At 66.5% G+C, this 17,533-nt stretch carries 18 protein-coding genes; 6 read left to right on the plus strand and 12 right to left on the minus strand.

The genetic code is table 11. The annotated features are described in order from the left end of the window. Positions 1–130 precede the first annotated feature (130 nt). The gene (locus M5E06_RS20620; protein WP_252139783.1) at positions 131–964 is read left to right on the plus strand and encodes an IclR family transcriptional regulator; all 834 of its coding nucleotides are present in this window, start codon (positions 131–133) and stop codon (positions 962–964) included. A gap of 1 nt (position 965) precedes the next feature. After that, complete coding sequence (locus M5E06_RS35890; protein ID WP_252139784.1) at positions 966–2,054, plus strand: AraC family transcriptional regulator; 1,089 nt, start codon at positions 966–968, stop codon at positions 2,052–2,054. On the opposite strand, the gene M5E06_RS20630 is transcribed toward M5E06_RS35890, so the two are convergent. The 4 genes from M5E06_RS20630 to uraH all read right to left on the minus strand — a co-directional run bounded on the left by M5E06_RS20630 (position 1,935) and on the right by uraH (position 6,131). Further along, positions 1,935–2,678: an SDR family oxidoreductase gene (locus tag M5E06_RS20630; RefSeq protein ID WP_252139785.1), complete on the minus strand. Its 744-nt coding sequence runs from the start codon at positions 2,676–2,678 to the stop codon at positions 1,935–1,937. The two genes, M5E06_RS35890 and M5E06_RS20630, sit on opposite strands and share 120 nt — an antisense overlap. A gap of 112 nt (positions 2,679–2,790) precedes the next feature. Then, on the minus strand, positions 2,791–3,711 hold the full coding sequence (locus M5E06_RS20635) for a LysR family transcriptional regulator (RefSeq protein WP_252139786.1): 921 nt from the start codon (positions 3,709–3,711) through the stop codon (positions 2,791–2,793). Between the two features lie 175 nt (positions 3,712–3,886). Beyond that, positions 3,887–5,656, minus strand: coding sequence for a glyoxylate carboligase (gene gcl / locus M5E06_RS20640; RefSeq protein WP_252139787.1), 1,770 nt, complete (start codon positions 5,654–5,656; stop codon positions 3,887–3,889). 124 nt (positions 5,657–5,780) lie between these two features. Further along, positions 5,781–6,131, minus strand: a complete 351-nt coding sequence (gene uraH / locus M5E06_RS20645) for a hydroxyisourate hydrolase (protein ID WP_252139788.1) — start codon at positions 6,129–6,131, stop codon at positions 5,781–5,783. A 319-nt stretch (positions 6,132–6,450) separates the two neighbouring features. Here uraH and puuE point away from each other — a divergent pair, with 319 nt between their 5' ends. Both puuE and uraD read left to right on the plus strand, forming a co-directional pair. Then, the gene (puuE, locus tag M5E06_RS20650) at positions 6,451–7,380 is read left to right on the plus strand and encodes an allantoinase PuuE (RefSeq protein ID WP_252139789.1); all 930 of its coding nucleotides are present in this window, start codon (positions 6,451–6,453) and stop codon (positions 7,378–7,380) included. Between the two features lie 8 nt (positions 7,381–7,388). Further along, entirely contained in the window at positions 7,389–7,901 is a 513-nt protein-coding gene (gene uraD, locus M5E06_RS20655) for a 2-oxo-4-hydroxy-4-carboxy-5-ureidoimidazoline decarboxylase (RefSeq protein ID WP_252139790.1), read from the plus strand. A gap of 195 nt (positions 7,902–8,096) precedes the next feature. On the opposite strand, the gene M5E06_RS20660 is transcribed toward uraD, so the two are convergent. The 7 genes from M5E06_RS20660 to oxlT all read right to left on the minus strand — a co-directional run bounded on the left by M5E06_RS20660 (position 8,097) and on the right by oxlT (position 15,362). Further along, positions 8,097–9,491 carry an NAD(P)(+) transhydrogenase (Re/Si-specific) subunit beta gene (locus M5E06_RS20660; RefSeq protein WP_252139791.1) on the minus strand — a complete coding sequence of 465 codons (1,395 nt, stop codon included), beginning with the start codon at positions 9,489–9,491 and terminating at the stop codon, positions 8,097–8,099. A gap of 4 nt (positions 9,492–9,495) precedes the next feature. Continuing rightward, positions 9,496–9,915 (minus strand): NAD(P) transhydrogenase subunit alpha part 2, encoded by a 420-nt coding sequence (locus tag M5E06_RS20665; RefSeq protein ID WP_252139792.1) that lies wholly within the window; start codon positions 9,913–9,915, stop codon positions 9,496–9,498. A gap of 13 nt (positions 9,916–9,928) precedes the next feature. After that, a complete protein-coding gene (locus tag M5E06_RS20670) occupies positions 9,929–11,098 on the minus strand; it encodes a Re/Si-specific NAD(P)(+) transhydrogenase subunit alpha (RefSeq protein WP_252139793.1) in 1,170 nt (389 codons plus the stop codon). 130 nt (positions 11,099–11,228) lie between these two features. After that, positions 11,229–11,699 carry a CBS domain-containing protein gene (locus M5E06_RS20675; protein ID WP_252139794.1) on the minus strand — a complete coding sequence of 157 codons (471 nt, stop codon included), beginning with the start codon at positions 11,697–11,699 and terminating at the stop codon, positions 11,229–11,231. Between the two features lie 77 nt (positions 11,700–11,776). After that, the gene (locus M5E06_RS20680; protein WP_252139795.1) at positions 11,777–12,808 is read right to left on the minus strand and encodes a 2-dehydropantoate 2-reductase; all 1,032 of its coding nucleotides are present in this window, start codon (positions 12,806–12,808) and stop codon (positions 11,777–11,779) included. Positions 12,809–13,035: 227 nt separating this feature from the next. After that, positions 13,036–13,779 carry a sulfite exporter TauE/SafE family protein gene (locus tag M5E06_RS20685; RefSeq protein ID WP_252139796.1) on the minus strand — a complete coding sequence of 248 codons (744 nt, stop codon included), beginning with the start codon at positions 13,777–13,779 and terminating at the stop codon, positions 13,036–13,038. Positions 13,780–14,054: 275 nt separating this feature from the next. Further along, the gene (oxlT, locus tag M5E06_RS20690) at positions 14,055–15,362 is read right to left on the minus strand and encodes an oxalate/formate MFS antiporter (RefSeq protein ID WP_109152830.1); all 1,308 of its coding nucleotides are present in this window, start codon (positions 15,360–15,362) and stop codon (positions 14,055–14,057) included. Between the two features lie 514 nt (positions 15,363–15,876). Here oxlT and M5E06_RS20695 point away from each other — a divergent pair. Next, entirely contained in the window at positions 15,877–16,320 is a 444-nt protein-coding gene (locus tag M5E06_RS20695; RefSeq protein ID WP_085084000.1) for a GNAT family N-acetyltransferase, read from the plus strand. An 89-nt stretch (positions 16,321–16,409) separates the two neighbouring features. Here the strand turns inward: M5E06_RS20695 and M5E06_RS20700 are convergent, their stop codons facing one another. After that, positions 16,410–16,631 carry a hypothetical protein gene (locus M5E06_RS20700; protein WP_109152829.1) on the minus strand — a complete coding sequence of 74 codons (222 nt, stop codon included), beginning with the start codon at positions 16,629–16,631 and terminating at the stop codon, positions 16,410–16,412. Between the two features lie 395 nt (positions 16,632–17,026). Here M5E06_RS20700 and M5E06_RS20705 point away from each other — a divergent pair, with 395 nt between their 5' ends. Continuing rightward, positions 17,027–17,485, plus strand: a complete 459-nt coding sequence (locus M5E06_RS20705) for a CBS domain-containing protein (protein WP_109157809.1) — start codon at positions 17,027–17,029, stop codon at positions 17,483–17,485. The last annotated feature ends 48 nt before the right edge of the window (positions 17,486–17,533 follow it).

The raw sequence follows: 17,533 nt of genomic DNA on the forward strand, positions 1-17,533 counted from the left end.
TGCGGGCACCTCGAACTATTTCTGCCGCCGACGGAGTTGTGGGCAGTTTTGTTCGATTTTTCTGGCTATTGCGCGGTAATCGCCCTAATTTGGCCCTCCTAGGACCGCTCTTCGGGGAAGGAGCCATCGCATGGCCGACACTCAGCATCTGGCCAAGGCCGCGGACGAGCCGTCATCCGGCGCGGCGGAGGAAGCCTCCGACCCGAACTTCATGACCTCTCTGGCCCGTGGCCTGTCGGTGATTCGCGCCTTTACGGAGCGGGAGCCGAACCTGACCATCGCCGACATCGCCAAGATCACCGGGCTGCCGCGGGCGGCGGCGCGGCGCTGCCTGCTGACGCTGATGCAGCTGGGCTATGCCGGATCGGACGGCCGGACCTTCCATCTGCGGCCGAAGATCCTGGCGCTGGGTTATTCCTTCCTGTCGTCGGCCCCGCTGGCGACGATCCTCGACCCGCTGATCGAACAGGTCAGCGGGGCGGTGCAGGAATCCTGCTCCGCCGCCGTGCTGGACGAGGACGACGTGGTCTATATCGCCCGCGCGGCGACCAAGCGGATCATGTCGGTCGGGCTGAATGTCGGCAGCCGCCTGCCGGCCTATTGCACCTCGATGGGCCGCGTCCTACTGGCGGCACTGCCGGAGTCGGAACTCGATGCCTATCTGGCGCGGGTCCCGCTGAAGCCTTACACGGAGCGGACCATCACCGCAGCCGACGCGCTGAAGCGCGAGTTGGAGCGGGTGCGGGAGCGCGGCTTCTCGCTGGTGGACCAGGAATTGGAGCTGGGGCTGCGCTCCATCGCCGTGCCGATCCGCACCGCGTCGGGTGGCGTGGTCGCGGCGATGAACATCAGCGCCCAGGCCGCCCGCGTCACCTGCCCGGAGATGGAGGTGCAGTTCCTACCCCACCTGCACCGCGCCGCGGAAGAGGCGCGGGTGTTGCTGGTGCGGGCGCGGGGAGTGTGAGGTGGAGGGCCGCCCTTCTGCGGACGGCGATCCACTCTCGGACATCCTGACGCTGGCGGGCAGCCGCTGCGCCGTGTCCGGCCGGCTGGCGGCCGGCGGGAACTGGGCGTTGCGCTTCCCGCCGCCGGGGATGATCAAGTTCATCGCCATCATGACCGGCAACGTCTGGCTGGCGGTGGACGGCATCGATGAGCCGCGGCACCTCGCCACCGGCGACGTGATCATGCTGGCAGCGGAGCGGCCTTTTCGGCTCGGCAGCGACCTTGCCCTGCCGGCGGAGGACGGCGCCAGCGCCTTCGCCGTGGCGGCCGGCGATCCGACGAAGGGGGACCGGGTGACGGTCGGCAACGGCGCGGAATTCCTGGCGGTCGGCGGGCATGTCACGCTCGATCCAATCCGTGGCCACCTGCTCCGGGACGTGTTGCCGCCGCTGGTCCATGTTCGGTCGGGAGCGCCGGAGGCGCCGGCCATGCGCTGGCTGCTCGACCAGCTCGGGAGCGAATTGGCCGGAGGACGGCCGGGCACCATGCTGGTGTCGGGTCAGTTGGCGCAGATGCTGTTCGTCCAGATCATCCGCGCCCACCTCGCCACATCCGGTCCGCTCGGTCCCGGTTGGGCCGGCGCGTTGCGCGACGTGCGCCTCGCGCCCGCCCTGCGGCTGATGCACGGCGATCCCGGCCGCGCTTGGCAACTCGGGGAACTGGCGCGGGCGGTGGGCATGTCGCGGACGACCTTTGCCGTACGCTTCAAGGCGGCGGCCGGGGTCGGGCCGCTCACCTATCTGCTGAACTGGCGCATGCGGCTGGCCGAGCGGGAGCTGTGCTGCGACACGACGCCGGTGTCGGCCATCGCCCTGTCGCTCGGCTACCAGTCGGAAAGCGCATTCAGCAACGCCTTCAAGCGGACCTTCGGGATGGCGCCGAGCCTTTACCGCAACCGGCATGCGGCAACCGGGCTGGTGGCGGAGCGGTCAGGCCTGCGCGGTGGGGCGCACGATGATCTCGTTGATGTCGACATCGGCAGGCTGGTCGATGGCGAAAGCGATGGCACGGGCGACGGCATCCGGCGGAATCCCAAGCGCGTCGCGTGACGCGGCAAGCCGCGCCCGCACCTCCGCACTGGTGATGCCTTCAATGAAGTCGGTGTTGATGAAGCCGGGAGATACGACCGTCACCCGAAGGGTCTCGCCGGCCTCCTGCCGCAGCCCTTCGCAGATGGTCCGGACGGCGACCTTCGTTCCGGCATAGACGGCCATGGTCGGCACCGTGCGGTGCGCGGCGGTCGATGCCGTGGTGACGAAATGGCCGCTTCCCTGGGCGCGGAAGACCGGCAGCGCCGCGGCGATGCCATAGAGCACGCCCTTGATGTTGACGTCCACCATGTCTTCCCAATCCTCGACCCGCAACTCGTCGAGCGGCGAGATCGGACCGATCCCGGCGTTGTTGATCAGGACATCGAGCCGTCCGAACCGCTCGCATGCCAGCCCGACCAGAGCGGTCAGGTCGCCGCGCCGACGGACATCGGTCGGCAGAAAGACCGCTTCGCCGCCGGCCTGTGCGATGCGCTGAGTCAGCGCTTCCAGCCGATCCGCCCGGCGGGCGCCGAGGACGAGCTTCGCGCCGGACGCGGCCAGACGCAGGGCCGTCGCCTCGCCGATGCCGCTGCTGGCACCGGTGATCGCCACGACCTCCGGAGTGGGTGCTGAGCTGTTCATGAGTCGTCTCCGTTGTGGGGACGGAAACGATAGACGCCGGGCGGCAAACGCTGAATGCGCGGGCGTTCGCAAGACCTGCGCGATCGTTCAGGAAATGGCGGCGCTCACCGCGCTACAGGATCGTATCGGGCGAAATCGCCGTCAGCGCCGCTTTGATCTTCGGCACCAAGTGATCGGCGAAGGCCCGCACCTTGGCCGGCACCAGCGCGCGGTGGGGATAGAGCACGGCCAGCGTGATCGGTTCCGGCGGGGAATCCGGCAGAACCGGCACCAGGGCACCACTGGCGAGATGCTCTGCCACCTCCCACAGCGGCTTCATCGCGATGCCGCGCCCATCCAGCGCCCAGCCCGTCAGCACGTCGCCGTCGTCGGCATCGAAGCGGCCCGACACCGGCAGCTTCACCGGCTCGCCGCCCTCCAACACGCTCCATTGATATTGCTGGGTGCCGGGAAAGCGCAGCAGCAGGCAGTTGTGGCCGGACAGGTCCGCCGGCTTTTCCGGCGTCCCGCGCTCCGACAGGTAGGAGGGGGCCGCCACCAGCACACGGCGCACGTCGGCGATCTTGCGCACGACGAAGCTGGAATCCTTCAGCGCCGCCATCCGCACCGCCACATCCACCGCCTCGCGCAGCAGATCCAGCAAATGGTCGGACAGGCGCAGCCGCACCTCCACCAGCGGGTGGGCGGCGCAGAAATCCGGCACCAGCGGCGCCAGGATGCGGCGGCCGAAGCCCAGCGGCGCCGTCACCCGCACGCTGCCCGACGGCACGCCGGACCCGGCGGCGATGCTGCTTTGCGCGCGCTCCACCGCCTCCAGCACCTCAAGGCAGCTGTGGTAGAAATCCATCCCGGTCTCGGTCGCTTGCAACTGCCGCGTGGTGCGGTTCAGCAGCCGGACGCCGAGATGGGTTTCCAGCTGCTGGATGCGGTGGCTGACCATGGCCGGCGACATGCGCAGATTCCGTCCGGCCGCCGACAGGCTGCCCAGTTCGACGACGCGGACAAAGATGCGCATGTTTTCAAGCAACGCCATGCTCGCGCGGACTCCCCTCTCGACCATTGGGCCGAACCGGTGGGTTACGGATCGGAAAGGACGCTAGCACGGGCGAAACGGGGAAGGGAATTTGCGCGATGCAGCAAGCCCGCCAAAAAGAAAGCCGCCGGAGCGCATCGGCGCCCCGGCGGCTTTCGTCAGAAGAAACGGACGGTCAGACCAGAACGGTCTCGCTCTCGTCCACCGGCAGATCCAGCGTCTCCTCGAACTCGGTGACGTTGTCGATGTCGGTGCCCATGGAGATGTTGGTCACCCGCTCCAGCACCAACTCGACGACGACCGGCACCTGATACTCGTCCATCCAGGCCTGGGCCTGGGCGAAGGCGTCCTGGATGCGGTCGGGTTCGGTGACGCGGATCGCCTTGCAGCCCAACCCTTCGGCCACCGCGACATGGTCGACGCCGTAGACGCCGATCTCCGGCGCGTTGATGTTCTCGAAGGACAGCTGCACCTGGAAGTCCATCTGGAAGGCGCGCTGCGCCTGCCGGATCAGACCGAGATAGGCGTTGTTCACCAGCACATGGATGTAGGGCAGCTTGTGCTGGGCGCCGACCGCCAGTTCCTCGATCATGAACTGGAAGTCGTAGTCACCGGACAGCGCGACGATGCGCCGCTTCGGATCGGCCACCCGGACACCCAGCGCCGCCGGCAGGGTCCAGCCCAGCGGGCCGGCCTGACCGCAGTTGATCCAGTGGCGCGGCTTGTAGACGTGCAGGAATTGGGCGCCGGCGATCTGCGACAGGCCGATGGTGGTGACGTAGGTGGTGTCCTGGCCGAAGGCGCTGTTCATCTCCTGATAGACGCGCTGCGGCTTCATCGGCACCTGATCGAAGTCGCTGCGGCGGTGCATCGACCGCTTGCGGCCCTGGCAGTCCTTGACCCAGCCGCCGAGGTCCTTGAACTTGCCGGCGGCTTTCCACTCCTTCGCCACCGCGATGAACATGTCCAGCGCCGCCCCGGCATCCGACACGATGCCGAGGTCGGGCATGAAGACGCGGCCGATCTGGGTCGGCTCGATGTCGACATGCACGAACTTGCGGCCCTTGGTGTAGACCTCGACCGAGCCGGTGTGGCGGTTGGCCCAGCGGTTGCCGATGCCCAGCACGAAGTCGGACTTCAGCATCGTCGCGTTGCCGTAACGGTGGGCGGTCTGCAGCCCCACCATGCCCGCCATCAGCGGATGGTCATCGGGGATGGTGCCCCAGCCCATCAGGGTCGGGATGACCGGCACGCCCATCAGCTCGGCGAACTCGACCAGCTTGTCGGACGCATCGGCGTTGATGATGCCGCCGCCGGCCACCACCAGCGGCCGTTCCGCCGCGGCGAACATCGCCAGCGCCTTTTCGACCTGTTGGCGGGTGGCCGCCGGCTTGTAGACCGGCAGCGGCTCGTAGGCCTCTTCGTCGAACTCGATTTCGGCCATCTGCACGTCGATCGGCAGGTCGATCAGCACCGGGCCGGGACGGCCGCTGCGCATCAGGTGGAAGGCCTGCTGGAAGACGTAGGGCACCTGCGCCGGCTCCAGCACGGTCAGCGCCCACTTGGTCACCGGCTTGGCGATGTCCGGGACGTTGATGGCCTGGAAATCCTCCTTGTGCAGGCGGGCGCGCGGCGCCTGTCCGGTGATGCACAGGATCGGGATCGAGTCCGCGATCGCCGAATAGAGGCCGGTGATCATATCGGTGCCGGCCGGGCCGGAGGTGCCGATGCACACGCCGATGTTGCCGGCATTGGCCCTGGTATAGCCCTCGGCCATGTGCGAGGCGCCCTCCACATGGCGGGCCAGCACATGGCGCATCGTGCCGCGCCGCTGCATCGCCGCGTAGAAGGGGTTGATCGCGGCGCCGGGGACGCCGAAGCAGACGTCGATGCCCTCCCGCTCCAGCACCCGCACCGCCGCTTCCGCCGCCGTCATTCTCGCCATCGCTCGACTCCTTACCAAACGCGATTGTTCCTGAAGACAGCTAAGCGCGCGGATGGTGGGTGCGGCAAATCAACGGGTTGCCTTTTCCACAGGCTGGAAAGCGGCGCGAACGGGGGAGAGGGCGTCAGCTGCCGCGGTAGGTGGAATAGGCCCAGGGAGAAACCAGCAGCGGCACATGGTAATGCTGGGCGGCGTCCTTGATGCCGAAGCGCAGCGGAACCTCGTCAATGAAGTCCGGGCCATCACCGGAGATGACGCCGATGCGGCGGAAATAGTCGCCGGCCATGAACAGCAGCTCATAGCGTCCGGGTTTGAAATCCTCGCCCTGCAGCGCCGGGGCGTCGAGCCGGCCATCGGCGTTCGTTGTGAACTCGCCAAGGATGGTGCCGGTATCCAGGGCCGTCAGGCGGATGCGCATGCCCGGCGCCGGACGGCCCGCGGCGATGTCGAGGACGTGGGTGGTCAGGCGGCCCATAGGGGCGGTCTCCTTGGATTTGGGTGGTCGCTGTGGCTGCCCCCTCCCCATCCCTCCCCCGCTCCGCGGGAGAGGGGGCAGGAGCTTTGCGGGAGTGCGGCGGGGTTCCCTCTCCCGCGAGAGCGGGGGAGGGTTAGGGAGGGGGCACGCGCAACAACAGCTCAATCATCGAACCGCCAACTTAAGCGCATCCACATCGCAATCCCACCCTCCGAAATCCGGAAACTGTCTTCATCCCCGCGCCCAATCCGCCGATTGAACCCCCTGCCGCCAATGGCTTAGCGTAGTCCCCGCTTCGACCGCAGCGAGCGAGACGACGATGACCGAGACCGCCCAACCCCAGGGCTATCCCCGCGACATGATCGGCTATGGCGCCACCCCGCCGCAGGCCAATTGGCCGGGCGGCGCCCGGGTGGCGGTGCAGTTCGTCATCAATTACGAAGAAGGCGGCGAGAACTGCGTCCTCCACGGCGACGCCGCGTCGGAGGCCTTCCTGTCGGAGATCGTCGGCGCCCAGCCGATCCCCGGCGCCCGCCACATGAACATGGAGTCGATCTACGAATACGGCTCGCGCGCCGGTTTCTGGCGGCTGCACCGGATGTTCACCGAGCGCAACCTGCCGGTCACCGTCTATGGCGTCGCCATGGCGCTGGAGCGCAATCCCGACGTGGTCGCCGCGATGAAGGCCGCCGGGTGGGAGATCGCCACCCATGGCTGGCGCTGGATCGACTATCAGCATCTGCCGTCTGAGGTGGAGCGCGAGCACATGCTGCGCGCCATCGAGGTCCACACCCGCGTCACCGGCGAACGGCCGCTCGGCTGGTATCTCGGGCGCTGCAGCCCCAACACCTGGCGGCTGGTCGCGGAGGAGGGCGGCTTCGTCTACAACGCCGATTCCTACGCCGACGACCTGCCCTATTGGGACGACAGCCATGGCCGGCCGCAACTGATCGTGCCCTACACGCTCGACGCCAACGACATGCGCTTCGCCACCAACCAGGGCTTCAACAGCGGCGACCAGTTCTTCGCCTACCTGAAGGACAGCTTCGACACGCTCTATGCGGAGGGGGAGACGACGCCGAAGATGATGTCCGTCGGCCTGCATTGCCGTCTGGTCGGCCGGCCCGGCCGCGCGGCGGCGCTGGCGCGCTTCCTCGACTATGTGCGCAGCCATGACAAGGCATGGGTGGCGACCCGGCTGGACATCGCCCGCCACTGGATCGCCGAACATCCCTACACCGCGAAGTGAGAGCGCAGATGCCCTACAGCCTGGACGATCTGAACGGAATGGACCGCGCCGCCTTCGTCGCGGCGCTGGGCGCCGTGTTCGAGGACAGCCCCTGGGTGGCCGAGGCCGCGTGGGACAAGCGTCCCTTCGCCGATGCGGACAGCCTGCGTGCGGTGATGATCGACATCGTCCGCACTTCCGGGACGGAGCGGCAGCGCACGCTGATCCTCTCCCACCCGGACCTCGCCGACCGCGCGACCCGCGCCGCCAACCTGACCGCCTTTTCGCAGACCGAACAGGCGAAGGCCGGGCTGAACGAACTGACCGAGGCGGAGGCGCAGGAACAGCGCGACCTGAACCGCGCCTATCGCGAGCGCTTCGGCTTCCCGTTCATCATGGCGGTACGCTTCAGCAGCAAGCAGGAGATTCTGGCTGCGATGCGCGAGCGCGTGGCGAACGACCCGGATGTGGAGTTCGGCCGGGCGCTGGAGGAGATCTACAAGATCGCGGGGTTTCGGTTGGACGATCTGGTGGTGGGATAGCGTCGGCTCCGATTGCCCCCTCCCCGACCCTCCCCCGCGTTCCGCGGGAGAGGGTGCCTTCTGCGAAGCGGCGGCAGTCCCCTCCACCGCCAAAGGCGGGGGAGGGTTAGGGAGGGGGCATCGAAGCCGACATTCCCCCATAAAAAGAAGCGCGCCGCCCCAACCGGAGCGGCGCGCTTTTTCATCCAACAACCTCTACGCTTCCATCGCCTTCACCACCTCTTCGGTGACCTTCTTGGCGTCGCCGAACAGCATCATCGTGTTCGGCCGGAAGAACAGCTCGTTCTCCACACCGGCATACCCCGCCGCCATGCCGCGCTTGATGAAGAACACCGTCTTCGCCTTCTCCACGTCCAAGATCGGCATGCCGTAGATGGCGCTCGACGGGTCGGTCTTGGCGGCCGGGTTGGTCACGTCGTTTGCGCCGATGACGAAGGCCACATCCGCCGTGCCGAAGTCGCGGTTGATGTCCTCCAGCTCGAACACCTCGTCGTAGGGCACGTTGGCCTCGGCCAGCAGCACGTTCATGTGACCGGGCATGCGGCCCGCCACCGGATGGATGGCGTACTTCACGTCCACGCCTTCATGCTTCAGGCTGTCGGCCATTTCACGCAGGGCATGCTGGGCCTGGGCCACCGCCATGCCGTAGCCCGGCACAACGATCACCGACTGGGCGTTCTTCATGATGTAGGCGGCATCCTCGGCCGAGCCGGCCTTGACGCTGCCCTGCGGACCCTTGGCCTCACCGCCGGCCACGGCAGCCTCGCCGCCGAAGCCGCCGAGGATGACGTTGAAGATCGAGCGGTTCATGCCCTTGCACATGATGTAGGACAGGATCGCGCCCGAGGAGCCCACCAGCGCACCGGTGATGATCAGCAGGTTGTTCTGCAGGGTGAAGCCGATGCCGCAGGCCGCCCAGCCGGAGTAGCTGTTCAGCATCGAGATGACCACCGGCATGTCGGCACCGCCGATCGGCAGGATCAGCAGGAAACCAAGCGCCAGAGAGACGGCCACGATCAGCCAGAGCGCCGCATCGGCGTTCGACTGCACCAGCCAGCCGATCAGGATGACGGTCAGCACGCCCAGCGCCGCGTTCAGCGGGTGCTGCATCGGGAAGACCAGCGGCTTGCCGGTGACCAGACCCTGCAGCTTGGCAAAGGCAACCAGCGAGCCGGTGAAGGTGATTGCACCGATGGCGGTGCCGAGCGCCATCTCGATCAGCGAACCCTTGGCGATGGCGCCGCGCAGGCCGATGCCGTAGGCCTCCGGCGAATAGAAGGCCGCCAGCGCGACGAAGACAGCGGCGAGGCCGACCAGCGAGTGGAAGGCGGCGACCAGTTGCGGCAGCGCCGTCATCTCGATCTTCTTGGCGACGACATAGCCGATGGCGCCGCCGATGGCGATCCCGAGCACGATCATCCAATAGGACTGGACGATGGGCGAGGCCAGCGTGGTCAGGATGGCGATGGTCATGCCGACCATGCCGTAGATGTTGCCCTGGCGCGAGGTCTCCGGGCTGGAGAGCCCGCGCAGCGCCATGATGAAGCAGATGGAGGCGACGAGGTAGAGAAGGGCCGACAAGGTTTCCATGGTCTTACTTGCCCTTCTTCTTGAACATGGAGAGCATGCGCTGGGTCACGAGGAAGCCGCCGAAGATATTGACGGACGCCAGGATGACGGCGAGGAAGCCCAGGACCTTGGAGAAGTCCAAGCCGGTGGGTCCGGCGGCGATCAGGGCGCCGACGATGATGACCGACGACACGGCGTTGGTGACCGCCATCAGCGGCGAGTGCAGGGCCGGGGTGACGCGCCAGACGACGTAATAGCCGACGAAGCAGGCCAGAACGAGCACGGTCAGGCCGGTGACGAAGAAGCTGCCGTGGCCGCCGGTGGCCTCGGTAACGGGCTGCGCGCTGTGCGCGACCTGGGCGGCGAGCGCATCGACCTGATTGCTCAGGTTCGCCAGGGTTTCACGGAAAGCGGCGATGTTGCTTGCGGGATCCGGGTGTTCCATGGGATCCGCCTCCTCACGCGGGTTGCGCTTCGCGGGCGTCCGCGAAGGCAGGATGCACGATGGCGCCGTCGCGGGTCAGCGCGATGGCCTTGACGATCTCGTCGTCCCAGTTGACGGCCACGCCCGTCTCTTTCCCATGCAGCGACGTCAGCAGCGCCAGCAGGTTCTTGGCGTAGAGCAGCGAGGCGCTCTCGGCGATGCGGCTGGCGTAGTTGGCATGGCCGACGATCTTCACGCCGTTGGCCGTGGTCACCACCTCGCCCAGCTTGGCGCCCTCGACGTTGCCGCCCTGCTCCACCGCCAGATCGATGATCACCGACCCCGGCTTCATCGACGCCACATGCTCCGCCGTCACCAGGATCGGCGCCTTGCGGCCGGGGATCAGCGCGGTGGTGATGACGAGGTCCTGCTTCTTGATGTGCTCGGCGACCAGAGCGGCCTGCTGGCGCTTGTAGTCATCGGACATCTCCTTGGCGTAGCCGCCGGCGGTCTCGGCCTGCTTGAACTCGTCATTCTCGACGGCGACGAAGCTGCCGCCCAGCGACTGCACCTGCTCCTTCACCGCCGGGCGCACGTCGGTGGCCGAGACGATGGCGCCGAGGCGCTTGGCGGTGGCGATGGCCTGCAGACCGGCGACGCCGACGCCCATGATGAAGGCGCGCGCGGGCGGAACGGTGCCGGCGGCGGTCATCATCATCGGGAAGGCGCGGCCGTACTCGCTGGCGGCATCGACGACGGCCTTGTAGCCGGCGAGGTTGGCCTGGGAGGACAGCACGTCCATGACCTGGGCGCGGGTGATGCGCGGCATGAACTCCATGGCAAAGGCATTCACGCCGGCATCGGCGTAGGCCTTCACATGGTCGCGGCTGTTGTGGGGATTGAGGATGGCGAACAGCAGCGCACCATTGCGGATCAGCGCCAGCTCGTCCACGTCCCCTTCGCCGGCGATCAGCGGCCGCTGCACCTTCAGCACGATGTCGGCATCGGCCAGCGCCGACGCCTCGTCGGCGGCGATGGCGGCCCCCGCCGCCTCATAGGCCGCGTCGGTGATGCTGGAACCGAGACCGGCCCCGCTCTCGACGACGACATCCAATCCGAGAGTTTTGAATTTCTTGATGGTTTCGGGAGACGCGGCGACGCGGCGCTCGCCCGGGCGGCGCTCCCTGGGTATCGCGATCTTCATGTCGTTTGCTTTCGAAGGCCGGCCATGGCGGCGGGCAAAATCCACCCGCGTCCAGATCAGGGCGGGCTAGCGCCGAAGCGGCAAAGGCAAGGGAGCCGGCAACCGATTGCGCCGGCCCCACCGGCACCGGTCACTGGTTGGCGACGACCGGGAAGTCCCAGCTTTCGGCGGCCGAGGCCGCGATGGGCAGTTCGTCCACCGGCAGCTCTTCCAACTGGCGGCGGATCAGGTCGCGGACGCTGACGACGCCGACCAGCGTCGCGCCCTCCAGCACCGGGACATGGCGGATGCCGTGCTCGTCCATCAGGCTCAGCACGTGACGCACCGTATCCGACGGGCTGCAGCAATAGGGATCGCGCGTCATCAGCGCCGATACCGCCTGCTCCAGGATGCCCGGCCCGCGGTCGACCAGCGCGCGGACCACGTCGCGTTCGGAAATGACGCCGACCACCGTGTTGCCTTCGGTGCGGCAGACGTCCTTGACCACCAGCGCGCCGGTGTTTTCCGCCTTCATCAGGCGCAGCGCGGTGGCGACCGTTTCATTGATGCGCACCATGCCGATGCGCGTGCCCTTCTTGCGGAGAATGTCCTCGACCTTCATGACGCTCCTCCCCCTGTTCGATGCGGCCGGCCCCGTGGTCCTTTCGGGTTCGGCGCCGGCCGCGCCACCTGCATTGTTTACTGGGCCGCGACCACTTCGGGGGCGGAGGCGGGAGCCGCCGCGGGCTGCGGCCGGCTGTAGCAGCCGGCGTTCTCGCCCCGCTGCTTCACCAGGGCGAGCACCACGTCGATGGTCGGCGTCGGCACGCCCACCATGCGGCCCATCTCCTGCACCACCGACAGCAGCGGATCGATCTCCATCGGCCGGCCGCGCTCCAGGTCCTGCAGCATGGAGGTCTTGTGCGCGCCCACCGCGGCAGCGCCGTTGATGCGGCGTTCCACATCGACGCGGAAATGGACGCCCAGCTTGTCGCCGATGTCCTTGGCCTCCAGCATCATCGCCTTGGCGACGGCGCGGGTGTCCGGATCGCCGCAGATGCCTTCCAGCGTGCCGTGGGTGAGCGCGCTGATCGGGTTGAAGCACAGGTTGCCCCAAAGCTTCAGCCAGATCTCGTCGCGGATGCGGTCGAGCACGGGCGCGCGCAGGCCGCCGGCTTCCATCGCCTTGGACAGGGCGACGACGCGCTCCGACTTCGACCCGTCGGGTTCGCCCAGCGAGAACTTGTCGCCATAGACATGCTGGATGACGCCGGGCTCCACCACCTCGGTCGCCGGATAGACGACGCAGCCGATGGCACGCTGCGGACCGAGACCCTTCCACTGAACCGCACCCGGATCGACCGTCTCCAGGGTGCGGCCGTCGAATTCGCCGCCGGTGCCGTGAAAATACCAATAGGGAATGCCGTTGACCGCGGTGACGACGGCGGTGTCGTCACCCAGCAGCGGTTGCATCGCGGGCACGACACCGGGGACGGAGTGGGCCTTCAGCGCGATGATGACATAGTCTTGCGGGCCGAGTTCGGCCGGGTTGTCGGTGCAACGGGGGTGGACGACGGTCTTCTCCTCCCCCATCAGCAAGGTGACGCCGTTCTCGCGCATCGCCGCCAGATGCGCACCGCGTGCCACCAGACTGACTTCGGCACCCGCCTGGTGCAGGCGCACGCCGAGATAGCCGCCAATGGCCCCGGATCCGTAGATGCAGATCTTCATGCCGGATTCCCCTCTCCCCCGATTTCACTTTTTGAATGCTGTGGGGCTGGACGACGCCAGCCTGCCCACACCGGCCGCATCCATCGGCTGACCGGTTGCTTTGCAGCGGCATCCAACAGTCTGTCGCGCAAACTGTGTTTGGAGTTTGGTATACCACATACCGTATGTCAATGCGGAATGTGGGGGTGGGGTTGAAGATTGCGGAATCGGACGCTTCCCCGATCGAATCAGGCTCCCTTCGCAAAGAAGTAGAGGGTCAATGCCGTTCCGATGATGACCACCAGTGTTTTCAGCAGCTTCGGATCGACCCGCTTGGCCCCCATGGCGCCGACGTAGCCGCCGGCCACCGCCGCGACAGCCATCGCCAGCGTTTCCGGCCAGGACACCGCCCCGGCGACGATGAAGGTCCCGACCGCCGCGGCGTTCATCAGCATCGCCAGCAGAAGCCGCAGCCCGTTCATGGCGTGGATGTCGCGCAGCCCGAACAGGGTCAGCGCCGCCAGCATCAGGAAGCCGATGCCACCGCCGAAATAGCCGCCATAGATCGAGATCAGGAACTGCACCACCAGCACGCTGCGCCCGCCCAACCGCAGCCTGGACACGATGCCGGGCGCATAAGCGCCGATGGCGAAGACGGCGGTCGCGAACAGCAGCAGCCAGGGCACGAAGCGCGCGAACACCGCATTCGGCGTCAGCAGAAGAAGCAGCGCGCCGGCCAGCCCGCCGACGAGGCTGAGCGCCGCAAAGACCGGAACATTCACCTGCCCGCCCGCCGCGATCTCCCGCCGGTAGGCCCAACTGCTGGCCGCCTGCCCCGGAAACAGCGCCACCGTGCTGGAGGCGTTGGCGGCCACCGGCGACACCCCGGCGAACAACAGGGCCGGAAAGGTGATGAAGGCGCCGCCGCCGGCAACCGCATTCAGCGCGCCCGAGGAGAAAGCCGCCAGCATCAGAACGACGATAGCCAGCATAATCGATCCACCCCTTTCGATCGGTGTTGACGATGCAAATCGTATTCTGTATACAGAATATCAGCCTTTGAAGCGGGCTCTGCCGGGACGCATGGTTCGTGACCCTCACCCTCCGATGCGGTTCACGATTCTGCCTCCCAAAACGCGACAAACCGACACCGGGACCAATGCGGTGGTCCCGATGCCGGCTTGTCGTGTCGTTTGGCGGTGAACTGTGCCGCCTTTTATCTGGAGTCCCGGCCGGCCCCCCGGTCGGCGGGAACCTCCCTTTCCTTTCAGTCGGCGCCTTCGGTCGCCAGCTTGCCGCTGACCGGCTGGACGGTGTCCTCGGCGATCTGACGGGCACGCATCGGCTTCAGGACGAACAGGGCCATGAAGGCGGCGATGGCATTGACCGCGGCGGCGAAGAAGAACACCGTCTGCCACGACCCGCTGGAGGCCACAATGATGTTGGCGAAGGGAACGACCAGAGAGGCAGTGCCCTTGGCGGTGTAGAGCAGGCCGGCGTTGGTGGTGGCGAACTTCGACCCGAAGCTGTCGGCGCAGCAGGACGGGAACAGGCTGTAGATCTCGCCCCAGGCGAAGAACACCAGACCGGTCAGGACAACGAAGGCGACCGGGTTGTGGCCCCACTGGTTCAGCGCCAGGATGCCAACCGCTTCGATGGCGAAGGCGACGAACATCGTGTTTTCACGGCCGATGTGATCCGACACCCAGCCGAAGAAGGGACGGGTCACGCCGTTCAGCACGCGATCGATGGTCAGGGCGAAGGTCAGCGCCGGCAGGGTCAGACCCATGATGCTGACGGGCATGCCGTCGAGGTGGAAGTCCTTGGCGATCGGGCCGAGCTGGGCGGTGGCCATCAGACCGCCGGCGGCGACCATGACGAACATCAGGTACATCACCCAGAAGACCGGCGACTTCAGCGTCTCCTGCGGGGTGTAGTTGCGGCGGCTCTGGTTGACGGTGGACTTGCCCTTCGGCAGCAGGGCCGGGTTGGCTTCCTTCAGGAACCAGGCCAGCGCGAAGACGATCAGGCCCTGGCCCAGACCGAACACCAGGAAGGTCTGCTGGAAACCGGAGGTCTGGATCATGTTGGCGATCGGCACGACCGTCACGGCGGAACCGGCACCGAAACCGGCAGCCGTCAGGCCGGCGGCCAGACCGCGGCGATCCGGGAACCACTTCAGCGCGTTGCCGACGCAGGTGCCGTACACGGCGCCGGCACCGACACCGCCGACGGCAGCGCCGATATAGAGCAGCGCCAGCGAGTCGGCGAACGAGTTGATGACCCAGGCCAGGGCGCACAGCACGCCGCCGACCACAACGACGATGCGGGGACCGAACTTGTCGACGAACCAGCCTTCGATCGGCACCAGCCAGGTTTCGGTCACGACGAAAATGGTGAAGGCGACCTGAATGGCGGCACGACCCCAATGGTACTTTTCATCGATGGGGTTGACGAACAGCGTCCAGCCATATTGCAGGTTCGCGATCATCGACATGCAGATCACGCCGATGACCAACTGCATCCAGCGGCCGCCGAGCGGTGCTCCCTGCGCCTCCGAATTCGTATGCTGCATCTTCTATCTCCTCCTAGGAAGCGGTTCTCTGCCGGTTCGGGCGTCGCTTCTGTTTTGATGCTTAGGCTTTTACTTTTGGCGTCTTCTTAGATGCTTTAAGAGGTTTGACGCTGTTGTTCGCTTTTGCTTGGCAGCGCGGCGAGGATGCGGCCTCGGTGCGCTGCAATGCTTGGGTGGCGGGTTTTCGCCTCCCGCCAGACCGGTGCAGTCCTGATCCGATCTGGAATTATCAATATGGTATACCAGATGCCGGACACCTGACAAGCGATTAGTGGGTTGGGCGAACTGTTTCCGCAGGCTGCATTCGCCCAGGCGCCGGGGGCGAGAGTCGCGTTTCGATTTTCCGGCACGCGGAAAGTGGGGCGGCGCAGCTTTTGGCCGGACAATCTATTGGCATATGGTATGCCAGCTCCGACGGCACAATTCGGCCCGGCAACCGCCGGCCGGCATGGTCTCCGCCGCCGGCGCTGACGCCCTTCCCGGCAGAACCCATATTGATAAGGAGTCGACCGCCATGGACCAGCAGCAGAACATCGAGATCGTCGTGGCGCGTGACGATGCCGATATCGCCGCCAGCTATCCGATCATGAAGGAGCTGCGGACTCACATGACCGACCCCGAGGCCTACCGCGCGCAGATTCGCCGCCAGATGGACGACGGCTACAACCTCGCCCTTCTGCGGCTGGACGGCGAGATCGCCGGCTGCGGCGGCTTCCGCGTCCACGAGACGCTGTCGCGCGGTCGCTACATGTATGTGGAGGATCTGGTCACCAGCTCCGCCAAGCGGTCCTACGGGCTGGGCGACAAGCTGTTCGACTGGCTGGCGGGCGAGGCGCGGGAGCGCGGTTGCGCCCAGATGGAGATCATCTCCGGCATCCAGCGCGGCGAGGCCCACCGCTTCTATCACCGCAAGCGGATGACCATCAAAAGCTTCCAGCTGGTGCTGCCGCTCGCCTGAGCGGGCCGCATGCCGGACTGGAGTCGAAACGAAAAAGACGGCCTGGAAGGGCCGTCTTTCTTACGATCTGTCAGGTGGGGAACCGCAGCTCAGAAGGCGCGGGGGAAGCTTGCCCAGGCCGGACCCGGCGGCAGTTCGTCCTCCGGTTCCTTGAGATCGGCTTCGGTCGGGTTGGCGAGGCGAAGCGGCGCGGAGGAGAAATCGCGCTGCGACTTGCCCGCGTTGGTGATCTGCATCGACAGAATATAGTGGACCGTGCCGCCGAAGACGGACAGCACAAGCGCCAGAACCAGCATTTCCAACATGTTCATCGCTCCAGTGTCTCGGTGGGGTGCTTTTTTGTTTGGTCGGCTTCGGCGTGACCATTCTGTTATGACGCGCCGCAGCAATTGGTTCAAGTTGTTTGGTATACAAGGTACACGATGCCGGACATGCGCATGCCGCATACCTCCATCAATTTGCACGCATATCAAACATACCGCATGTCGAACATTTCGCCTCTTGTGCTTTGGCATTACGGCTCCAACAGAGCGATTTTGATTGCGCTGCACCATCGCATAGGCCGATGTCGAAATTGTTTGCTTGGCGTACTGTATCTGGCATACCATATTCACAGCACGACGCCCGGCCGGGCGCCTTGCCGCCCCTAGGGAACCGCCCGAGAGACGGTTTTCCTGCCAGCCGCCAGCCGATCAGGAGTCACGCCATGAAGGTCGAACATATCCTGCGCACCAAGGAATCCCGCGTCGTCGCCGTGCGGACCAGCGCAACGGTCGCCGAGGCCGTCAAGCTGATGAAGGCGGAGAACATCAGCGCCCTGGTCGTCAAGGATGTCTGCCGCACCGAAGGCAACACGCTGGCCGGCGTGCTTTCGGAACGCGACGTCGTCCACGCCCTGCTGGAGCGCGGCGGTTCGCTGCTGTCCATGCCGGTGTCGCAGCTGATGACGCGCCAGCCGGTGACCTGCACCCCGTCGGACAGCGTCCATCAGGCGTTGCAACTGATGGACAAGCACCACATCCGCCATCTTCCGGTGCTGGAGGACGGCCATCTGGTCGGCGTCGTCAGCGCGCGCGACTTCACCCGCCTGCATCTGCAGGAGCTTGAAGGCACCGTCGCCTCGGTCGCGGAGCCGCCGCCGGCCACCACCAGCTACGCCCACTGAACCATTCCCCGACCATGGCGCCGCCGGCACATCCTGTCCGGCGGCGCC

This window comes from Azospirillum sp. A1-3 (assembly GCF_023806445.1).
GTDB lineage: Bacteria > Pseudomonadota > Alphaproteobacteria > Azospirillales > Azospirillaceae > Azospirillum.

Excerpts from the sequence above, each read along its gene's own strand:
- M5E06_RS20620 (WP_252139783.1), top strand. The coding sequence starts at position 131 with ATGGCCGACACTCAGCATCTGGCCAAGGCCGCGGACGAGCCGTCATCC.
- M5E06_RS20630 (WP_252139785.1), bottom strand. The coding sequence starts at position 2,678 with ATGAACAGCTCAGCACCCACTCCGGAGGTCGTGGCGATCACCGGTGCC.
- M5E06_RS20635 (WP_252139786.1), bottom strand. The coding sequence starts at position 3,711 with ATGGCGTTGCTTGAAAACATGCGCATCTTTGTCCGCGTCGTCGAACTG.
- gcl (WP_252139787.1), bottom strand. The coding sequence starts at position 5,656 with ATGGCGAGAATGACGGCGGCGGAAGCGGCGGTGCGGGTGCTGGAGCGG.
- uraH (WP_252139788.1), bottom strand. The coding sequence starts at position 6,131 with ATGGGCCGCCTGACCACCCACGTCCTCGACATCGCCGCGGGCCGTCCG.
- puuE (WP_252139789.1), top strand. The coding sequence starts at position 6,451 with ATGACCGAGACCGCCCAACCCCAGGGCTATCCCCGCGACATGATCGGC.
- uraD (WP_252139790.1), top strand. The coding sequence starts at position 7,389 with ATGCCCTACAGCCTGGACGATCTGAACGGAATGGACCGCGCCGCCTTC.
- M5E06_RS20660 (WP_252139791.1), bottom strand. The coding sequence starts at position 9,491 with ATGGAAACCTTGTCGGCCCTTCTCTACCTCGTCGCCTCCATCTGCTTC.
- M5E06_RS20665 (WP_252139792.1), bottom strand. The coding sequence starts at position 9,915 with ATGGAACACCCGGATCCCGCAAGCAACATCGCCGCTTTCCGTGAAACC.
- M5E06_RS20670 (WP_252139793.1), bottom strand. The coding sequence starts at position 11,098 with ATGAAGATCGCGATACCCAGGGAGCGCCGCCCGGGCGAGCGCCGCGTC.
- M5E06_RS20675 (WP_252139794.1), bottom strand. The coding sequence starts at position 11,699 with ATGAAGGTCGAGGACATTCTCCGCAAGAAGGGCACGCGCATCGGCATG.
- M5E06_RS20680 (WP_252139795.1), bottom strand. The coding sequence starts at position 12,808 with ATGAAGATCTGCATCTACGGATCCGGGGCCATTGGCGGCTATCTCGGC.
- M5E06_RS20685 (WP_252139796.1), bottom strand. The coding sequence starts at position 13,779 with ATGCTGGCTATCGTCGTTCTGATGCTGGCGGCTTTCTCCTCGGGCGCG.
- oxlT (WP_109152830.1), bottom strand. The coding sequence starts at position 15,362 with ATGCAGCATACGAATTCGGAGGCGCAGGGAGCACCGCTCGGCGGCCGC.
- M5E06_RS20695 (WP_085084000.1), top strand. The coding sequence starts at position 15,877 with ATGGACCAGCAGCAGAACATCGAGATCGTCGTGGCGCGTGACGATGCC.
- M5E06_RS20700 (WP_109152829.1), bottom strand. The coding sequence starts at position 16,631 with ATGAACATGTTGGAAATGCTGGTTCTGGCGCTTGTGCTGTCCGTCTTC.
- M5E06_RS20705 (WP_109157809.1), top strand. The coding sequence starts at position 17,027 with ATGAAGGTCGAACATATCCTGCGCACCAAGGAATCCCGCGTCGTCGCC.